Below are 15182 nucleotides of genomic sequence, written 5' to 3'. Positions count from 1 at the left end.
AGGTTTTCGGAAGAAAAACCGCTGAATGGCGTTTTTTGCGTGTTATCTGCCGCTTTCTCCCTTGCCCTCAGCGCCTGTGTCTACGATTCTTCAAGGACAACGACAACACCTGAGAAACTGCCATGAAAACCGTCGCCCAACTGCTGAAGTTAAAGGCTGAACAGAATCATGAAGTCCACACCATTGCGCCGCATCAAATGGTGCTGGAAGCGCTGATGGTCATGGCCGCCAAAAACGTCGGCGCCTTGCCGGTCCTGAAGAATGGCGAGGTCGTCGGCATCATCAGCGAGCGTGACTATGCGCGCAAACTCGTGCTCAAGGGCCGTTCCTCCGTCGGTACGCCGGTCGAAGACATCATGGTGTCGCCGGTGATCACCGTGGACACCCATCAAACCGTCGAAACCTGCATGGGCATCATGTCCGACAAACGCCTGCGCCACTTGCCGGTGGTGGAAAACGGCCAGTTGATCGGCTTGCTGTCGATCGGCGACCTGGTCAAGGAAGCCATCGCCGAACAGGCTGAGCTGATTCGCCAGTTGGAGCAGTACATCCGCGGCGAATAGATCAATCCGGCCAATGCCGCGCGAAGACCGGTGCCAATGTCGGGTGCCGGTCGATGCGCGTAAGCCACGCGAAAAACCCAGGCCTTGCACTGCGTAAATGTTCCCGGCTACCCGCCCATCTGGAAACCACCGCCGCCAGCACATCCAGCGCCCCCGGCATCTCGTCGCCCAGGTACAAATCACCCGAAAACTGATCGGCAAACACCTCCCAACTCCTGTGCAGTCGCGCGCGGGCGCCGGCCATGAGGTTTTGCCTGGACGATTCATCCGCCTCGGCCAACCAGCGCTCGGGGTAGTCGATGATGCCAATGGCCGAATAGCAATTGCTGACGATGTACACCAAGCCGCGAATGACCTGATCACGCGCAGCGGTGTTTTTCGGCAACAGGTTTGATTTGGGGAACGTGAGCCCCAAGTGAATCAGAATCGCCGCGCTCTCGGTGAGAACGCTGCCATCGGGCAATTGCAGCGTCGGGATCTGCTTGAGCGGATTGAGTTTCTCCAGCGCGTGGGTCGCCTCGGGAGAGGTTTCAACGTCGATGAAGCGGTAAGGGATTTCGCAAAGCTCCAGTGCCGCTTCTATCGCGGCAGCGCCGGAGTTCTGGTGTCCGTATAGCTGGTACATATCGCGCGCTCCTGGCGAAACGAACAGAGTCAGTAGACGAGTGAGCACGAGGCACGTTCCCGTCATCGGCCAGTCTAGTCGGTGAACAAGGGCGCGGCTGAGCCATGCTCGCGTGAGGTGCCTCGTCCTTCCTATCATTGCCGTCGATGTTCACCATCACGGCAATGAAGTTCTCATAAAAAATCCGCGGCGTAACATCAGCTCCAGCCCCAACAACTACACCCCGGAGCACACCCTCATGAAACGCCAAATCCTCCTCAGCATCGCTTTCTCGTTTTTTGCAGTTAACGCTTTCGCCGCTACCTCTGTTCACCCGGTTGTCGCCGAAGGCGGCTCGGATCGTCTGATTGAAAGTCGTGTGGCCGAAGGTGGTTCGGATCGTTTGATCGAAAACCGCGTTGCTGAGGGTGGTTCGGATCGTCTGATCGAGAACCGCGTTGCTGAAGGTGGTTCCGATCGTCTGATCGAAAACCGTGTGGCTGAGGGTGGTTCGGATCGCCTGATCGAAAGCCGCGCGGCATAAATGATTGGCTTTACCACGGTACTCAATGAAAAACCCGGCCTCATCAGCCGGTTTTTTTTATGCCTGCGATTATCCGGAACTCATGCGGTGTCTGGGTTTGCGCCAAGATCGCAGCCTCGTTGCACTCGACAGCTCCTACAGGAGGAATGCAAAACCCTTGTAGGAGCTGTCGAGTGCAACGAGGCTGCGATCTTTTGATCTTCAACCACCCTTGGCCATGCAACGCTGATAACGCTCATCGACCCGCTTGGCAAACCACGCCGTGGTGAGTTTGCGGGTGATTTTCGGGCTTTGCAGCGCAATCCCCGGCAACACCGCGCGCGGTAATGGCCGACCTTCCGCCTCTTCGGCCAGGGCGAAAACCCGTGCATAGAGCTGGGTGTCCTCGAATTCGAAGTTTTTGCCCTCCTCCAATTGGTCCCGAATGGTCGGATTGCGCATGCCCAGTTGCTTGCCGAGCGTGCGCACCGCCAATTCCGTGGTGCCAGGCATGATCGAATCGTACCGGACCAGGTCACCATCCAGCGCCAGCGGTATGCCCGACGCGCGACTCACCGCGTTCTGAAACGCGGCATTGCGACTGGCGTACCAACCGGCATTGAAATCGGCAAAGCGATACAGCGGTTGTTTGTAGCTCACCGGATAACCGAGCAAGTGGGCGATACCGAAGTACAGGCCGCCGCGACGACTGAACACTTCATGACGGATCGAGCCTTCCACCGGGTACGGATACGCCTTCGCCTGTTGCTCGGCGAAATCGATGCTGACCTGCATCGGCCCACCGGTGTGCACCGGATTGAACCCACCGAACAGCGTCCGGCCCATTGGCACCATGCCGATGAAGTCATCGAAGATCGCGCTGAGTTCTTTTTCACTGCGCGCCGCATTGAGTCGGTCGCTGTAGCTTTTGCCGTTGGATGAACTCACCTGCAGCGCACCGCTCACCAGCAGGCCGGGAATGTGGGCTTTGTCGGCACGGCGGTCGATCTCCTCGCGGGCGATTTTGCCCAGGCCCGGTACCGGCGGGTCCACCTGAAAGGTCGACTCCTGCTCGGTGACCGCCAGTACCGAGCACAGGTTTTGGGTGGATGGATAAATATTCTGGGCAGCAAATGCTGCGTAAATATCGGTAGCCCAGCCCTGGCGATCGGTGGTTTTGGCCGGCAGCAGGCGCACGATCTCGGCCTTGACCTCGGCAGGCTTGCGCGCAGGAAGCTCTTGCGTGCGCTGAGTGCCGCAACCGGCCAGCACCAGCAGCGCGGCGACGCTCATCATCAATCGATTGGCTTGCATGTTGCTCCATCAAATCCGTTGAGCCGGGGTAACCATACGATCAATGGCCTGGCGCAGGCTATGACTCTCGCCGCCCACTGCTGTTCCCCATAGCAGCGCGGGGCCTTTTTCCGTTTGGCAGACAACCTGCCCGTCTGTCGCGGCTGAACCATACTTGAGCCACACACCGAGGAGGACAGTCTCATGAACCGTAGCGACGTTCTGATCATCGGCGCCGGCCCGACCGGGCTGGTGTTGGCGTTGTGGCTGAGCAAGCTTGGCGTGCAAGTGCGCATCATCGACAAGACGTCGGCACCCGGAACCACTTCGCGGGCGCTGGCCGTGCAGGCGCGGACGCTGGAGCTGTATCGCCAGCTCGACCTCAGCAATGCGGTGGTGCAGAACGGCCATCGTGTGGCCGCGGCGAACTTCTGGGTCAAGGGCGAACCCGTGGCGCGCTTGCCGCTGAGCCGCATCGGCGAAGGCCTGACACCCTATGCGTTCCTCGAAATCTTTCCTCAGGACGAACACGAACGGCTGCTGATAGACCGCCTCGAAACCTTTGGCATCAAGGTGGAGCGCAACACGGCGCTGGAAAGTTTCCTGGAAACCGGTGACGGCATCACCGCCTATTTGCGCTTGGCCGATGGTCAGGAGGAAACCTGCCAGGCTTGCTATCTGGCAGGTTGCGACGGTGCCCGGTCGATCGTGCGCAAGACCCTGGACACCGGATTTCCCGGTGGCACCTACCAACAGATTTTCTACGTCGCCGACGTGCAGGCCAGCGGGCCGACGTTCAATGGCGAACTGCATGTGGATCTCGATGAAGCGGATTTTCTCGCGGTGTTTCCCTTGGCCGGTGAAGGCCGCGCCCGTCTGATCGGCACCGTACGCGACGAACGTGCCGACCAGGCCGAAACCCTGCAATTTGAAGACGTCAGCAGCCGGGCCATCGAACATATGAAAGTAAAGATCGAGCAACTGAACTGGTTCTCGACCTACCGCGTGCATCATCGGGTGGCGGATCATTTTCGCACCGGGCGCGCGTTTCTATTGGGTGACGCCGCCCACGTCCACAGCCCCGCCGGTGGCCAGGGCATGAACACCGGCATTGGCGATGCCATCAACCTCGCATGGAAACTCGCGGCGGTGCTGAGTGGCGCCGCTGAGGCCAAACTCCTCGATACTTACGAAACTGAACGCATCGCCTTTGCCCGAAAACTGGTCGCCACCACCGATCGGGTGTTCAGTTTTGTCACGGCCGAAGGGCGCATGGCCGATTTGCTGCGCACGCGTCTGGCGCCGTTCGTGATTCCGAAAATGGCATCGTTTGAGGCGTCCCGCGAATTCCTGTTTCGCACGGTGTCGCAGATCACCTTGAATTATCGCGGGATGCCGCTGAGCACGGGCGTTGCCGGTCATGTTCACGGTGGCGACCGCCTGCCCTGGGCTCACGACGGTGAGGGGGACAATTTCGAATCGTTGAAGTGTTCGACCTGGCAGGTGCATGTGTATGGGGACACCAGCGACGAAATGATCGCCTGGTGCCACGAACATCATTTGCCGTTGCATGTTTTTGACTGGCGGCCGGCGTTTGAAGCGGCTGGCCTGGGGCGTAACGGGTTTTACCTGTTGCGGCCGGATACCTATGTGGCGATTGCCGACAACTCTGCCGATCCCAATGTGATCGAGCGGTACTTCCGGGATCACGGTATCAGGCCGTTTTTCGGCTCGCCCTGATTCCACACAGTTCAAATGTGGGAGCGAGCTTGCTCGCGATAGCAGTGTGTCAGTCAATTCAAGTGTCGACTGACATACCGCTATCGCGAGCAAGCTCGCTCCCACAGGGGGTTGTGGTGTTTGTCAGATCCCGGCCAGCGCCAGGTCCATCGCGAAGTAAGTGAAGATCAGATCCGCCCCGGCCCGCTTGATCGCGCCAAGACTCTCACGCACCACGCGATCCTCATCGATCGCCCCGGCCTGGGCGGCGAATTTGATCATCGCGTACTCGCCACTCACCTGATACGCCGACAGCGGCAAACGCGAGGCTTCACGGATGTCGCGGATGATGTCCAGATACGCGCCGGCCGGTTTGACCATCAGCGCGTCGGCGCCTTCCTGCTCGTCCAGCAGGGATTCGCGCACGGCTTCGCGGCGGTTCATCGGGTTCATCTGATAGCTTTTGCGGTCGCCCTTGAGCGCGCTGCCGCCGGCTTCACGGAATGGACCGTAGAGCGCCGAGGCAAACTTGGTCGAATAGGCCATGATCGCGGTCTGGTTGAAACCCGCTTCATCGAGCGCCCGGCGAATGGCCTGGACCTGCCCGTCCATCGCGGCCGACGGGGCGATCACATCGGCGCCGGCACGGGCCGCGGCCACCGCTTGTTTGCCGAGGTTGATAAGGGTCTGGTCGTTGTCGACCTCATGGTTGTGCAGCACGCCGCAATGGCCGTGGTCGGTGTATTCACAGAAGCAGGTGTCGGAAATCACGATCATGTCCGGCACCGCATCCTTGGCAATGCGCGACATGCGCGACACCAGACCGTTTTCGCTCCAGGTGTCACTGCCGTTGCCGTCCAAATGGTGCGACACGCCGAACGTCATCACCGACTTGATCCCGGCCCGGGCATAACGCTCGATCTCGCCGGCCAGTTTCGACTCTGGAATACGCATCACGCCGGGCATGCTTTTGATCGGTACGAAGTCGTCGATCTCTTCCTCGACGAAAATCGGCAGCACCAGATCATTCAAGCTGAACTCGGTTTCCTGGAACAGGCTGCGCAGGCTCGCATTGCGGCGCAGACGGCGTGGACGTGCTTCGGGGAACTGACTGGACATGAGGGGTTCCTGAAAAACAGAGGACGAGACGAAAGTCGTAGGGGGCCAAAGCTTATGCCCTGCAAGGCGCAGGGCACAAACCTCAGACGCGGAATAAGCCCTTACCGGTTCGGCAATAATCACCGCGATACAAGCCTGTAGCAGCTGCCGAGCCCGCGAGGCTGCGTTCGGCCGCGAAGCGGTCGTAGTCCGGTGAACGCGATCTACTGAAAGAACACGGTTGCAGGTTTTACGACCGCTTCGCGGCCGAACGCAGCCTCGCGGGCTCGGCAGCTGCTACAGGGTTTTGCGGCAAGTTCTGCTAGAGAGTCAAGGTTCCGCTGATGCAGGTCACCACCGCGCCGCCGATCCAGATCTCGTCGCCCACTTGCTCGACCTGAATGCGTCCGGCGCGGCCCATGGTCAGGCCCTGGCTGACCACATAGGACGCCGGCGCCAGTCCTTCGCTGAGCAACCATTGGGCAATCCCGGCGTTCAGGCTTCCGGTGGCGGGGTCTTCCGGCATGCCGTCGCCGGAGATGAACGCGCGCACTTCGAATTGTGCGTCATCGCCATCGCGCTCGGGATGCCGTGGCGCGATGACACCGACGGCCAGGCCAAGCATTTGCGAATGATCCGGTTGCAGGTCCAGCACCTGCTGACGATCCTCGACCATCACGGCCAACCATCCGGCACCGTTGTCGACCCACTGAGTGCGCACAATCGCGTCCGATTCCAGCCCTAGCCCCCGCCGCACCCGTTCCACCACATCCGCCTCCACCGGCCCGGTTTTGAGCAATGGCGGTGCGAGAAAGGCCAGCTCTGACCCTTGTCGACGAACCCGCACCAGCCCCACACCGCACTCCTGAATGATCTCTTCGCCCTTGGGCACGCCACCGGCCTCCAGCCACGCATGGCAGGTGCCCAGTGTCGGATGACCAGCGAACGGCAATTCGTTCAGGGTGGTGAAGATCCGCACGCGATAATCGGCGCGAGGGTCGCGCGGTTCGAGTATGAATGTGGTTTCGCTGAGATTGGTCCAGCTGGCGAACGCCGCCATGCGCTCATCGCTGAGCTCATCGGCGCCGAACACCACCGCCAACGGATTGCCCTTGAGCGCAACACGACTGAAGACATCTACTTGCTTGAAATCGAATGAGTGCATGGCCTGCCTTGGTCTTGATCAAATTGAGGCGTTTTGCTTGGGAATTTCCAGCCCGCGCATCACCGCCGGCCGCGCCAGAAAGCGCTCCAGCACTCGCGTGACGTTCGGGAAGTCGTTGATGCCCACCAGCTCGCCGGCCTCATAGAAGCCGATCAGGTTGCGCACCCAGGGGAAGGTCGCGATGTCCGCGATGGTGTAGCGCTCGCCCATGATCCAGTCGCGCCCTTCCAGGCGGTTATCGAGGACATTAAGCAGGCGTTTGCTTTCATCGACGTAGCGGTCGCGGGGACGTTTGTCCTCGTAGTCCTTGCCGGCAAATTTGTTGAAAAAACCGAGCTGGCCGAACATCGGCCCGATGCCGCCCATCTGAAACATCAGCCACTGGAGGGTCTCGTATCGCGCCGCCGATTCCTGGGCCAGCAGTTGCCCGCTCTTGTCGGCCAGGTAAATCAGAATCGCCCCGGACTCGAACAGCGCCAGGGGTTGGTCCCCCGGACCGTGTGGATCGAGGATGGCCGGGATCTTGTTGTTGGGGTTCAGCGAAAGAAACTCGGGAGACATCTGATCACTGGTGTCGAAGCCCACACGATGCGGTTCGTAGGGCAGTCCGATCTCTTCGAGCATGATCGACACCTTGACGCCGTTGGGTGTGGGCAAGGAGTAAAGCTGGATCCACTCGGGGTATTGAGCCGGCCATTTTTGGGTAATCGGGAACGCGGACAGATCGGTCATGGGAAAGGATCCACGAGAAAATTGAGAGTGACGATCATAATGTCAGCGGCCGAAGAACTGCGACCTTTTGCCGTTATTGATATCGCTGATGAACATGATCAAAAGATTGCAGCCTGCGTCTGCTCCACTACGTGTAACGTGTCCACAAATTCGCAACATCCTGTTGATAACCTAAGCTCCAACCCGTTCAAGGGTACCGGTACATTGCTGCGCACTCGCCGGAATCGAACCAAATGAGTTTCAGGGGACTCTGAGCACTGCCCCTATGAAACCGACCGGCTTAACGACATGGAAAACACCCGATGCAGGAATTTCGCGGTGGTATAAAGGTTTGTCACCCTTAACCGAATGCATTGAAGAACCCTTAATCCCATGATGAACCCTCTGAAATTCGCCAACCGCTTCAAACATCGCGCTTATCTGTTACTGCCCGCCCTGCTCGCGGCCGGCGCGTTGTTTCTGGTGCTGGACTCCCGCGAAAGCCGCGCCCAACCGGCGGACGGCACCCAGACGCTGGTATTCCTGCGCCACGCGGAAAAACCCGAAGGTGGCCTCGGCCAGCTCAACTGCCAAGGCCTGAACCGCGCCATCGACCTGGCCACCTTGCTGCCAGAAAAATTCGGCAAGGCCAACTACGTGTTTGCCGCCAACCCGACGCGCAATGTCGAAGAAGGCGAACAGGACAATTCCTACAGTTACATCCGTCCCCTGATGACCATCAGCCCCAGCGCGATCAAGCTCGGTTTGCCGGTGAACATCAACTTCTCGGCCAACGACACCAGCGACCTCGCGGATGAGTTGCTTCAGGACAAGTATCACAACTCGGTCATCTACACCGCCTGGTCCCACGGCTATCTGCCCGAACTGATCAACAAGGTCGCTGGAGAAGCCGTCGGCAAGAAACAGACCATCGCCGATGACTGGGAATCCAACGATTACGACTCGCTGTACGTGCTCACCCTGACCTGGCACAACGGCAAGGCCAGTGTGGTGAGCCACAGCTACAAGCAAGGCCTGAATAACGGTCCGCAGACCTGTCCAACATAAATAGTGTCTGCAAGGGCCCCTTCGCGAGCAAGCCCGCTCCCACACTGAATCTTGGTAGTACACAAAAATCTGGGTTCACTGAAAATCAAATGTGGGAGCGGGCTTGCTCGCGAAGGGGCCGGCAAATACGACATTATCCTCGCTGGGAAACGCGCGCTCGCAGATATTCAAGGACCGCTGTCCGCTCCCCGGCAAACTCAATCCGCCCCCCCTTCTTCTCCCGCTGAAACGCATACATCGGGTCGTAATACTCGCGAAGCAACCCTTCGATCCAGCCCCGGTGCAAGTCCACGGCCCCGCTGCTCGCCTGCTCCGCCAACGCGTCTTCCATCAACATCAACATCCGCCGATGGCACTCACCGCCCAGACGTTTCTGCACATTGTTCAGGCTCTCCAGCAAGCGCTCGGAAAACAGCGCGAAGCCTTCATCGCCATGCACGCCGATGAACTCCGCACACAAGTCCACCACGTAATCGCGCAAAATCCGTTCGACCCGCCCTTCCAGGCTGTCTTCCAGCCAGACCATCGGGAACTGTTGCATGCCCTGAAACAGCGGCAACGGCAGCGCACAACTGCCGATCGCGCGGCTCTCGTCTTCCAGTACAAACTGCTCGATGCCGTGGGCGCGCTTCTTCAGCACGTCCACTGCCAGGCGGTTTTCAAAATCGATGTTGGAGGGTTGGCCGATGGCGCGTTTACCGAAGCTGGAGCCGCGATGATGGGCGTGACCTTCAAGGTCCAGCCCGTTGCGCAACTGCGTGAGCACTTCGGTTTTACCGGTGCCGGTCATGCCGCCCAGCAAGACAAAATCACTCTGGGCAACCGCCTGATCGAGCGTGTCGAGCAAGAAGGTGCGCATCGCCTTGTAGCCGCCACCCACTCGTGGATAGTCGATGCCCGCCTCGTCCTTGAGCCATTGCTGGACGATCTGCGAGCGCAAACCGCCGCGAAAACAATACAAATACCCATCAGGATGAGCCCGGGCAAAATCGGCCCAGGCCTGGATGCGCCCGGCTTTTATCTCACCGGACACCAACTGGTGCCCCAGCGTAATGGCCGCTTGCTGGCCGTGTTGCTTGTAACAAGTGCCGACCCGTTGCCGCTCATGGTCATTCATCAGCGGCAGGTTGATCACGCCGGGGAATGAGCCTTTGAGAAATTCGACCGGCGCACGGGCATCCATCATCGGTCGGTCGTTGAGGAAAATGTCGCGGTAATCGGTGAATTCGATTGACATCAAAACACCTCAACCGCGTTCGTCTGTCGCTCGATCAGTTCACCGATCGGCTCAAGGGTCAGGCCCAGCTCGGCGGCTACTTTGAGGAAGTGTTCGTTGCCTTCGGGGGTGACCGCAACCAGCAGACCGCCACTGGTCTGCGGATCGCAGAGCACGCGTTTGTGCATTTCCTGAAGACGCCCAAGCTTGCTGGCGTAGCTGTCGAAGTTGCGCAGTGTTCCGCCCGGCACGCAGCCTTGGTCAAGGTAATACTCGACACCCGGCAGACGCGGCACGCGGTCGTACTCGATGCGAGCGGTCACGTTGCTGCCGTCGGCCATTTCTACCAAATGCCCCAGCAGGCCAAAACCGGTGACGTCGGTCATCGCGGTGACGCATTCGAGTTTGCCGAAACGGCTGCCGGGTTTGTTCAGGGTGCACATCCAGTCGCGGGCCAGGCCGATGTCGGCATGGCGCAATTTACCCTTCTTCTCGGCGGTGGTGAGGATGCCGATGCCCAGCGGTTTGGTGAGGTAAAGCAGGCAACCGGCGGTGGCGGTGTCGTTGCGCTTCATATGGCGCTTTTCCACCAGACCGGTCACGGCGAGGCCGAAGATCGGCTCCGGCGCGTCGATGGAGTGCCCACCGGCCAACGGAATACCGGCTTCATCGCAGACCGAACGCCCGCCGCGAATCACTTCCCGGGCAATTTCCGGGGCCAGTATGTTGACCGGCCAGCCAAGGATCGCAATCGCCATCAACGGATCGCCGCCCATGGCATAGATGTCGCTGATGGCATTGGTGGCGGCGATGCGGCCGAAATCGAAGGGGTCGTCGACGATCGGCATAAAGAAGTCGGTGGTCGACACCACGCCGCGCTCTTCATCAATGGCGTACACCGCCGCATCATCGCGCGAGGCGTTGCCGACCCAGAGTTTTGGGTCAAGGTTCTGCGCCCCGCTGCCGGCCAGAATCACCTCCAACACCTGGGGAGAGATTTTGCAACCGCATCCTGCGCCGTGGCTGTATTGGGTCAGACGAATCGGTTCGCTCATGGGGGGACACACCTCGTGAAGTCAGTGCCGAAGAGTCTACATCAACGTCGCCTCCCCCGAGGCCCCACGAATCGTTGACCGAAAGGACAGTTAAACCACCAATTCCCTAACCTTTTCCATACCTTGAGCAAAATTGGTATGTCTTATGCAAACGTTTGCGTGTCGCTAATGCAGACGTTTTCGATACATAACCGCGCAAGCTCGCAGAACCGGGCCTTCGATCCGCACGAAAAGGGATTTTTAATGCACCGCACGTCCAGCCGCGTGACTTGCTCGCGCACCTTTGCTGTTTCTTTGCTGCTGGCCAGCGTTACAGGACTACTCAGCAGCACTGTTTTGGCGCAACCCGCTCCCGCCGAAGAATCCGCCCAAGGCGAAAGCCTCAGCCCCGAAGCGAGCCCACCGAAAAAAGGCGCGTACCTCTCGGACTGGTTCAATCAGGACCTGACCGTCATCGGCAGCAAAGACATCAGCTTCGGCCCGCAACCGGCCGACGATATCTACCTGGAATACGAGTACTTCGGGCGCAAGGGGCCGTTCGAGTTGTACGGCTACATCGACATCCCGAAGATTTTCGACATCGGCAACAGCCATGACAAAGGCGTATGGGACCACGGCTCGCCGGTGTTCATGGAGCACGAACCGCGGATCTCCATCGATTACCTCGCCGGCCGCAGCCTGGCCATCGGGCCGTTCAAGGAATGGTACGTCGCCTTCGACTGGATCTACGACCACGGCAGCAACAGCGCCAACCGTGCCAATACGCTGTACAGCGGACTGGGCACCGACATCGACACCCATTCGCGGGTCAACCTGTCGGCCAACTTCTATGGGCGTTACCAGTGGGAAAACTACGGCGCCAGCAACGAGTATTCATGGGACGGCTATCGCGCCCAACTCAAATACATCGTGCCGATCAGCAGCTTCAGCAACGGCGCGTCACTAACCTACATCGGGTTCACCAACTTCGACTTCGGCTCGGACCTGCACAAGGACAACCCGGCTCGCACTGCCAACGCCACCGTCGCCACCAACGTCTTGCTGTACTCGTTCACCCACTTGCGTTTCACCCTGGTCGGCCGTTATTTCCACAACGGCGGCAACTGGGAGGATGGCAGCGAATTGAATTTCGGCGACGGTAACTTCCGCGCCCGTTCCGACGGCTGGGGTTACTACGCCGGCGTCGGTTATCAGTTTTAGTACTGCACGACGCAGCAGGAAGACAACTCCACTTATGAAGCGCTGCTGCGGGCGAGTCGTGAAGGTTTGGTGGATGTCCAGCGACTGGCGGTGGTGCGTGCCGGTTCCGATTTTGATCGGCCGGCCCCGGGCCAGAGTGAGGTGGATAACCTGCTCAAGTATGCGGATCAAGGAGGGTTTGTGCCGGCGCTGGAGAACCTGTACCGGACGGGGAATCCGTTGGTGCAGGAGATTTTGAAGAACTGGTCGGCGTGGGAGAACGGTGTTCCCGAGGTTTGATCTGACAATACAAAACCTTGTGGGAGCGAGCTTGCTCGCGATGAGGCCATCACATTCAACATTTCCATTGACTGTCATGCCCTCATCGCGAGCAAGCTCGCTCCCACATTGTTTGGGGTTACGGCAACAAAATCACCTTGTCACTGCCGCCCTGACTCACCTCGGCATACCGCGCCAGCCCTTCCTCCAACGGCGATTCAAACAAACCCTCGGGCAACGGCAACAAGCCCTGATCGAAGAACGTGCCGAATTGCTCAAGCATCGCCGCACACGCCTGGACGCCGTACAACAACGAGTTGATCCCCACCACCGAACCGCCCTTGCGATACAGCGCCAGGGCCGGCAATTGCACCATGCCGTCCACCGGCGCGGCGATGATCGCGATTCGACCGAACGCGGCCAGCGCCGGGACCGAGGCCGGCAGCCAGAAACCGGTGGTGTCGAAAATCACATCGGCGCCGCCGGCATACACGGCGTTCACCTGAGCACCGAGATCCTCGGGTTTATCCAGTTGCAGCGTCTGATACCCCTGGGCCTGCAAATCCTTGACCTGTTCCGGCCGCCGCGCCGCTGCCAGTACTTGAGCGCCACGCACTTTGGCCAGCGCCAGCGCCGCAGTGCCAACCGCCCCGCCACCGATCACCAGCAACCGGGTTTCGGCCGTCACGAGACTGCGCTCCAACGCATCCCACGCCGTGGTGTACGGCACGCCGAGGCTTGCAGCCTGGGCAAAACTCAGATGGGTCGGCTTTTGCGCCACGCCATTGGCCGGCAGTTTGACGAATTGTGCGTGCGAGCCATCGGCGAAAAATCCCAATTCACGGCCGGTGCCCCAGACTTCCTGACCGATCAGCGCCTGCGGGCCTTCAACGACTACACCGGCGAAATCACGACCGGGAATCCGCGGCAGTGTGGTGTAGGGAAAACGCCCGAGCACGTTCTTCACATCGCTGGGGTTGAGGCCGGCGGCCTTGATCTGGATCAGCACTTCATCGGCGCCGGGGACGGGGGTTGGAACCTCAACGTAGCGCAGGGCCGAGAGGTCACCGGTCTTGTCGAATTGCAGTGCTTTCATGAGCGTTTCCCTCGAATGAATAAACGGTTCAGGAGATCCAGCCAGTGACCAGCTGCCGGCCCATTGGCCACACCTTCTCACCCGCCAACATGCCGAGCAGCCCTACCAGCGCGATGGCCGGCGGTGCGGGGGAACGAAAATCAAGAGCGCCGTAGAGCAGACCGACGCCCAGACCGATGACCAATGAGATGAGGTAGCTCATGGCGGACTCCGTGGCTAATTAAGGTATGCCCGGAGTCTAAAGATCAGTAGCGACGAGCACCGGCCAAGTGCTTCTGAATATCGGCCAAAGCGCTAATGCCGGAGGCAAGGCAAGCGTGAGCTGCCGCAGGCTGCGATCTTTTGATCTTGTTTTTAAAGGGCAACATCAAAAGATCGCAGCCTGCGGCAGCTCCTACAGGTTTTCGTTATGACTGGACCTGGCGTTGGCTCGCGGAAAATTGCGAAGGCGCGACGCCCAATTCCCGTCGGAACATGTCGCTGAAGCTGCTCGGTGAATAACCCAGCTCCCGGGCAATCGCACTGACCGGCACGCCCTGGATCAACTCCGCCACCGCCGTCGCCAGTTGCACCTGGCGCCGCCATTCGGCGAAGCCCATGCCCAAACCGTCCTTGAACAACCGCGCCAGCGTACGCACGCTGGCACCGGCGTTTTCGGCGTGTTGTTCGAAGGCAATGTCCAGCGATGGCGCGGCCATGACCGCCTGGCACAGGTTCATCAGGCGTCGGTCGGAATCATCCGGCAAGGGGATTTTCAGCAGCGAGCGCCTGGCTCGCCTAAGCTCCAGCAGCGCCAGGCCGACCAGCGCTTCGTAATACTCGGGCGCGCCATCGTCGCCCTGCTCCACCAACCCGACGATCAGCTCACGCAGCAGTCCGCCGACTTCGATCACCTGAACCGTGTCGTCCAGCGTCGCCGCCAATGAGGGCCGCAAATAGATGTTGCGCATCTGTAAATCCGAAACCACCCGAATCCCGTGGGGCATACCTGGCGGCAGCCACACCGCTCGTTGCGGCGGCACCACCAGCGCTTCATGGGGCGTCTCGACCCACATCACCCCGCTCATTGCATACAGCAACTGCCCCCAGACATGCTCATGCGGCTCGATGTACAAGCCGCGCGGATAGGTGCGCGCCAGCGGTTGCACGGGCACATCGGTGTCACTCAGGTCTGGGGGCGCGGCAAGGGCCATGGGCAGCAATCATTGGGGAGTTTCAGATATTGCATGGTAACGAGCCACCGGCCTTGTCGCCACTGGCGGCCTCCATCTGACAATTCGAGTGAATTTTCCGTAACGCCAACGATCCTTGTATTACCACAAGGAGGAATATGGGCTTTATGAACAACGCAAAACTTTTCGTCATTGAATACACCCTTCATGGCGCGCCCAAGTCTTTCATCATCCGCCTGGACAAGATGGATAGTGCGGAGGCCTGGCATTGGGCAAGTTGCGACGCGGGAGTCGGACGAATCCCTCGCTTCGGCCGAGAGAAGGTGCAAAAAACCAGCAAGCCGATGGCGGAGAAGTTCGGCGTGGAAAACGTCAAGTGGCGGCCGGCAAATTGAAATGAAAGTGGAGCCCGATCAGGCTCCACCTTTTTTTGGATGAGTG

General features: G+C 59.7%; 15 protein-coding genes and 2 pseudogenes. 7 read left to right on the top strand and 10 right to left on the bottom strand.

Annotated elements, in window-relative coordinates; genetic code table 11:
* Positions 1-122 precede the first annotated feature (122 nt).
* Positions 123-563: a CBS domain-containing protein gene (locus tag ACMXYH_RS10230; protein ID WP_123366129.1), complete on the top strand. Its 441-nt coding sequence runs from the start codon at positions 123-125 to the stop codon at positions 561-563.
* Position 564: 1 nt separating this feature from the next.
* Here the strand turns inward: ACMXYH_RS10230 and ACMXYH_RS10225 are convergent, their stop codons facing one another.
* A complete protein-coding gene (locus ACMXYH_RS10225; protein WP_129437058.1) occupies positions 565-1188 on the bottom strand; it encodes a glutathione S-transferase in 624 nt (207 codons plus the stop codon).
* A 238-nt stretch (positions 1189-1426) separates the two neighbouring features.
* On the opposite strand from ACMXYH_RS10225, the pseudogene ACMXYH_RS10220 reads away from it, so the two are divergent.
* Positions 1427-1708: pseudogene (locus tag ACMXYH_RS10220) on the top strand (hypothetical protein); the annotation flags it as partial.
* A 204-nt stretch (positions 1709-1912) separates the two neighbouring features.
* Here the strand turns inward: ACMXYH_RS10220 and ACMXYH_RS10215 are convergent.
* Positions 1913-3004: a DUF1615 domain-containing protein gene (locus tag ACMXYH_RS10215; RefSeq protein WP_129437060.1), complete on the bottom strand. Its 1092-nt coding sequence runs from the start codon at positions 3002-3004 to the stop codon at positions 1913-1915.
* 183 nt (positions 3005-3187) lie between these two features.
* Between ACMXYH_RS10215 and ACMXYH_RS10210 the strand changes: the two genes are divergently transcribed.
* A complete protein-coding gene (locus ACMXYH_RS10210) occupies positions 3188-4723 on the top strand; it encodes an FAD-dependent oxidoreductase (protein WP_415767008.1) in 1536 nt (511 codons plus the stop codon).
* Between the two features lie 123 nt (positions 4724-4846).
* Here ACMXYH_RS10210 and hemB read toward each other — a convergent pair whose 3' ends face one another.
* The 3 genes from hemB to ACMXYH_RS10195 all read right to left on the bottom strand — a co-directional run bounded on the left by hemB (position 4847) and on the right by ACMXYH_RS10195 (position 7697).
* The gene (hemB, locus tag ACMXYH_RS10205; RefSeq protein ID WP_415767007.1) at positions 4847-5821 is read right to left on the bottom strand and encodes a porphobilinogen synthase; all 975 of its coding nucleotides are present in this window, start codon (positions 5819-5821) and stop codon (positions 4847-4849) included.
* A gap of 301 nt (positions 5822-6122) precedes the next feature.
* The gene (locus ACMXYH_RS10200; protein ID WP_415767006.1) at positions 6123-6965 is read right to left on the bottom strand and encodes a PhzF family phenazine biosynthesis protein; all 843 of its coding nucleotides are present in this window, start codon (positions 6963-6965) and stop codon (positions 6123-6125) included.
* 18 nt (positions 6966-6983) lie between these two features.
* The gene (locus ACMXYH_RS10195) at positions 6984-7697 is read right to left on the bottom strand and encodes a glutathione binding-like protein (protein WP_415767005.1); all 714 of its coding nucleotides are present in this window, start codon (positions 7695-7697) and stop codon (positions 6984-6986) included.
* Between the two features lie 372 nt (positions 7698-8069).
* Here ACMXYH_RS10195 and ACMXYH_RS10190 point away from each other — a divergent pair, with 372 nt between their 5' ends.
* Complete coding sequence (locus ACMXYH_RS10190; protein ID WP_415767004.1) at positions 8070-8744, top strand: histidine phosphatase family protein; 675 nt, start codon at positions 8070-8072, stop codon at positions 8742-8744.
* A gap of 133 nt (positions 8745-8877) precedes the next feature.
* On the opposite strand, the gene mnmH is transcribed toward ACMXYH_RS10190, so the two are convergent.
* Together mnmH and selD are read right to left on the bottom strand one after the other, a co-directional pair.
* Positions 8878-9981: a tRNA 2-selenouridine(34) synthase MnmH gene (mnmH, locus tag ACMXYH_RS10185; protein WP_415767003.1), complete on the bottom strand. Its 1104-nt coding sequence runs from the start codon at positions 9979-9981 to the stop codon at positions 8878-8880.
* Positions 9981-11015 (bottom strand): selenide, water dikinase SelD, encoded by a 1035-nt coding sequence (gene selD, locus ACMXYH_RS10180; protein ID WP_415767002.1) that lies wholly within the window; start codon positions 11013-11015, stop codon positions 9981-9983. The genes mnmH and selD overlap by 1 nt, the downstream gene beginning before the upstream one ends.
* A 243-nt stretch (positions 11016-11258) precedes the next feature.
* Between selD and ACMXYH_RS10175 the strand changes: the two genes are divergently transcribed.
* Both ACMXYH_RS10175 and ACMXYH_RS10170 read left to right on the top strand, forming a co-directional pair.
* On the top strand, positions 11259-12215 hold the full coding sequence (locus ACMXYH_RS10175; RefSeq protein ID WP_347806084.1) for a nucleoside-specific channel-forming protein Tsx: 957 nt from the start codon (positions 11259-11261) through the stop codon (positions 12213-12215).
* Positions 12216-12494: pseudogene (locus ACMXYH_RS10170) on the top strand (purine nucleoside permease); the annotation flags it as partial.
* 118 nt (positions 12495-12612) lie between these two features.
* Here ACMXYH_RS10170 and ACMXYH_RS10165 read toward each other — a convergent pair.
* The 3 genes from ACMXYH_RS10165 to ACMXYH_RS10155 form a co-directional block, all read right to left on the bottom strand.
* The gene (locus ACMXYH_RS10165; protein WP_415767001.1) at positions 12613-13569 is read right to left on the bottom strand and encodes a quinone oxidoreductase family protein; all 957 of its coding nucleotides are present in this window, start codon (positions 13567-13569) and stop codon (positions 12613-12615) included.
* 28 nt (positions 13570-13597) lie between these two features.
* Positions 13598-13771, bottom strand: a complete 174-nt coding sequence (locus ACMXYH_RS10160; RefSeq protein ID WP_080932063.1) for a DUF1427 family protein — start codon at positions 13769-13771, stop codon at positions 13598-13600.
* A 205-nt stretch (positions 13772-13976) separates the two neighbouring features.
* A complete protein-coding gene (locus tag ACMXYH_RS10155) occupies positions 13977-14762 on the bottom strand; it encodes an AraC family transcriptional regulator (protein ID WP_415767000.1) in 786 nt (261 codons plus the stop codon).
* A 146-nt stretch (positions 14763-14908) separates the two neighbouring features.
* Here ACMXYH_RS10155 and ACMXYH_RS10150 point away from each other — a divergent pair, with 146 nt between their 5' ends.
* Complete coding sequence (locus tag ACMXYH_RS10150) at positions 14909-15136, top strand: DUF6555 family protein (RefSeq protein WP_129437071.1); 228 nt, start codon at positions 14909-14911, stop codon at positions 15134-15136.
* Positions 15137-15182: the final 46 nt, after the last annotated feature.

It is taken from the genome of Pseudomonas frigoris, assembly GCF_047758635.1.
In the GTDB taxonomy this organism is placed as follows: domain Bacteria; phylum Pseudomonadota; class Gammaproteobacteria; order Pseudomonadales; family Pseudomonadaceae; genus Aquipseudomonas; species Aquipseudomonas frigoris.
Note: the sequence above shows the minus strand (reverse complement) of the source record. Positions and strands in the feature narration are given on the sequence as shown.

Bases quoted from the DNA above. Each gene is read 5' to 3' on its own strand.
- ACMXYH_RS10230 (WP_123366129.1), top strand. From the start codon at position 123: ATGAAAACCGTCGCCCAACTGCTGAAGTTAAAGGCTGAACAGAATCAT.
- ACMXYH_RS10225 (WP_129437058.1), bottom strand. From the start codon at position 1,188: ATGTACCAGCTATACGGACACCAGAACTCCGGCGCTGCCGCGATAGAA.
- ACMXYH_RS10215 (WP_129437060.1), bottom strand. From the start codon at position 3,004: ATGCAAGCCAATCGATTGATGATGAGCGTCGCCGCGCTGCTGGTGCTG.
- ACMXYH_RS10210 (WP_415767008.1), top strand. From the start codon at position 3,188: ATGAACCGTAGCGACGTTCTGATCATCGGCGCCGGCCCGACCGGGCTG.
- hemB (WP_415767007.1), bottom strand. From the start codon at position 5,821: ATGTCCAGTCAGTTCCCCGAAGCACGTCCACGCCGTCTGCGCCGCAAT.
- ACMXYH_RS10200 (WP_415767006.1), bottom strand. From the start codon at position 6,965: ATGCACTCATTCGATTTCAAGCAAGTAGATGTCTTCAGTCGTGTTGCG.
- ACMXYH_RS10195 (WP_415767005.1), bottom strand. From the start codon at position 7,697: ATGACCGATCTGTCCGCGTTCCCGATTACCCAAAAATGGCCGGCTCAA.
- ACMXYH_RS10190 (WP_415767004.1), top strand. From the start codon at position 8,070: ATGATGAACCCTCTGAAATTCGCCAACCGCTTCAAACATCGCGCTTAT.
- mnmH (WP_415767003.1), bottom strand. From the start codon at position 9,981: ATGTCAATCGAATTCACCGATTACCGCGACATTTTCCTCAACGACCGA.
- selD (WP_415767002.1), bottom strand. From the start codon at position 11,015: ATGAGCGAACCGATTCGTCTGACCCAATACAGCCACGGCGCAGGATGC.
- ACMXYH_RS10175 (WP_347806084.1), top strand. From the start codon at position 11,259: ATGCACCGCACGTCCAGCCGCGTGACTTGCTCGCGCACCTTTGCTGTT.
- ACMXYH_RS10165 (WP_415767001.1), bottom strand. From the start codon at position 13,569: ATGAAAGCACTGCAATTCGACAAGACCGGTGACCTCTCGGCCCTGCGC.
- ACMXYH_RS10160 (WP_080932063.1), bottom strand. From the start codon at position 13,771: ATGAGCTACCTCATCTCATTGGTCATCGGTCTGGGCGTCGGTCTGCTC.
- ACMXYH_RS10155 (WP_415767000.1), bottom strand. From the start codon at position 14,762: ATGGCCCTTGCCGCGCCCCCAGACCTGAGTGACACCGATGTGCCCGTG.
- ACMXYH_RS10150 (WP_129437071.1), top strand. From the start codon at position 14,909: ATGAACAACGCAAAACTTTTCGTCATTGAATACACCCTTCATGGCGCG.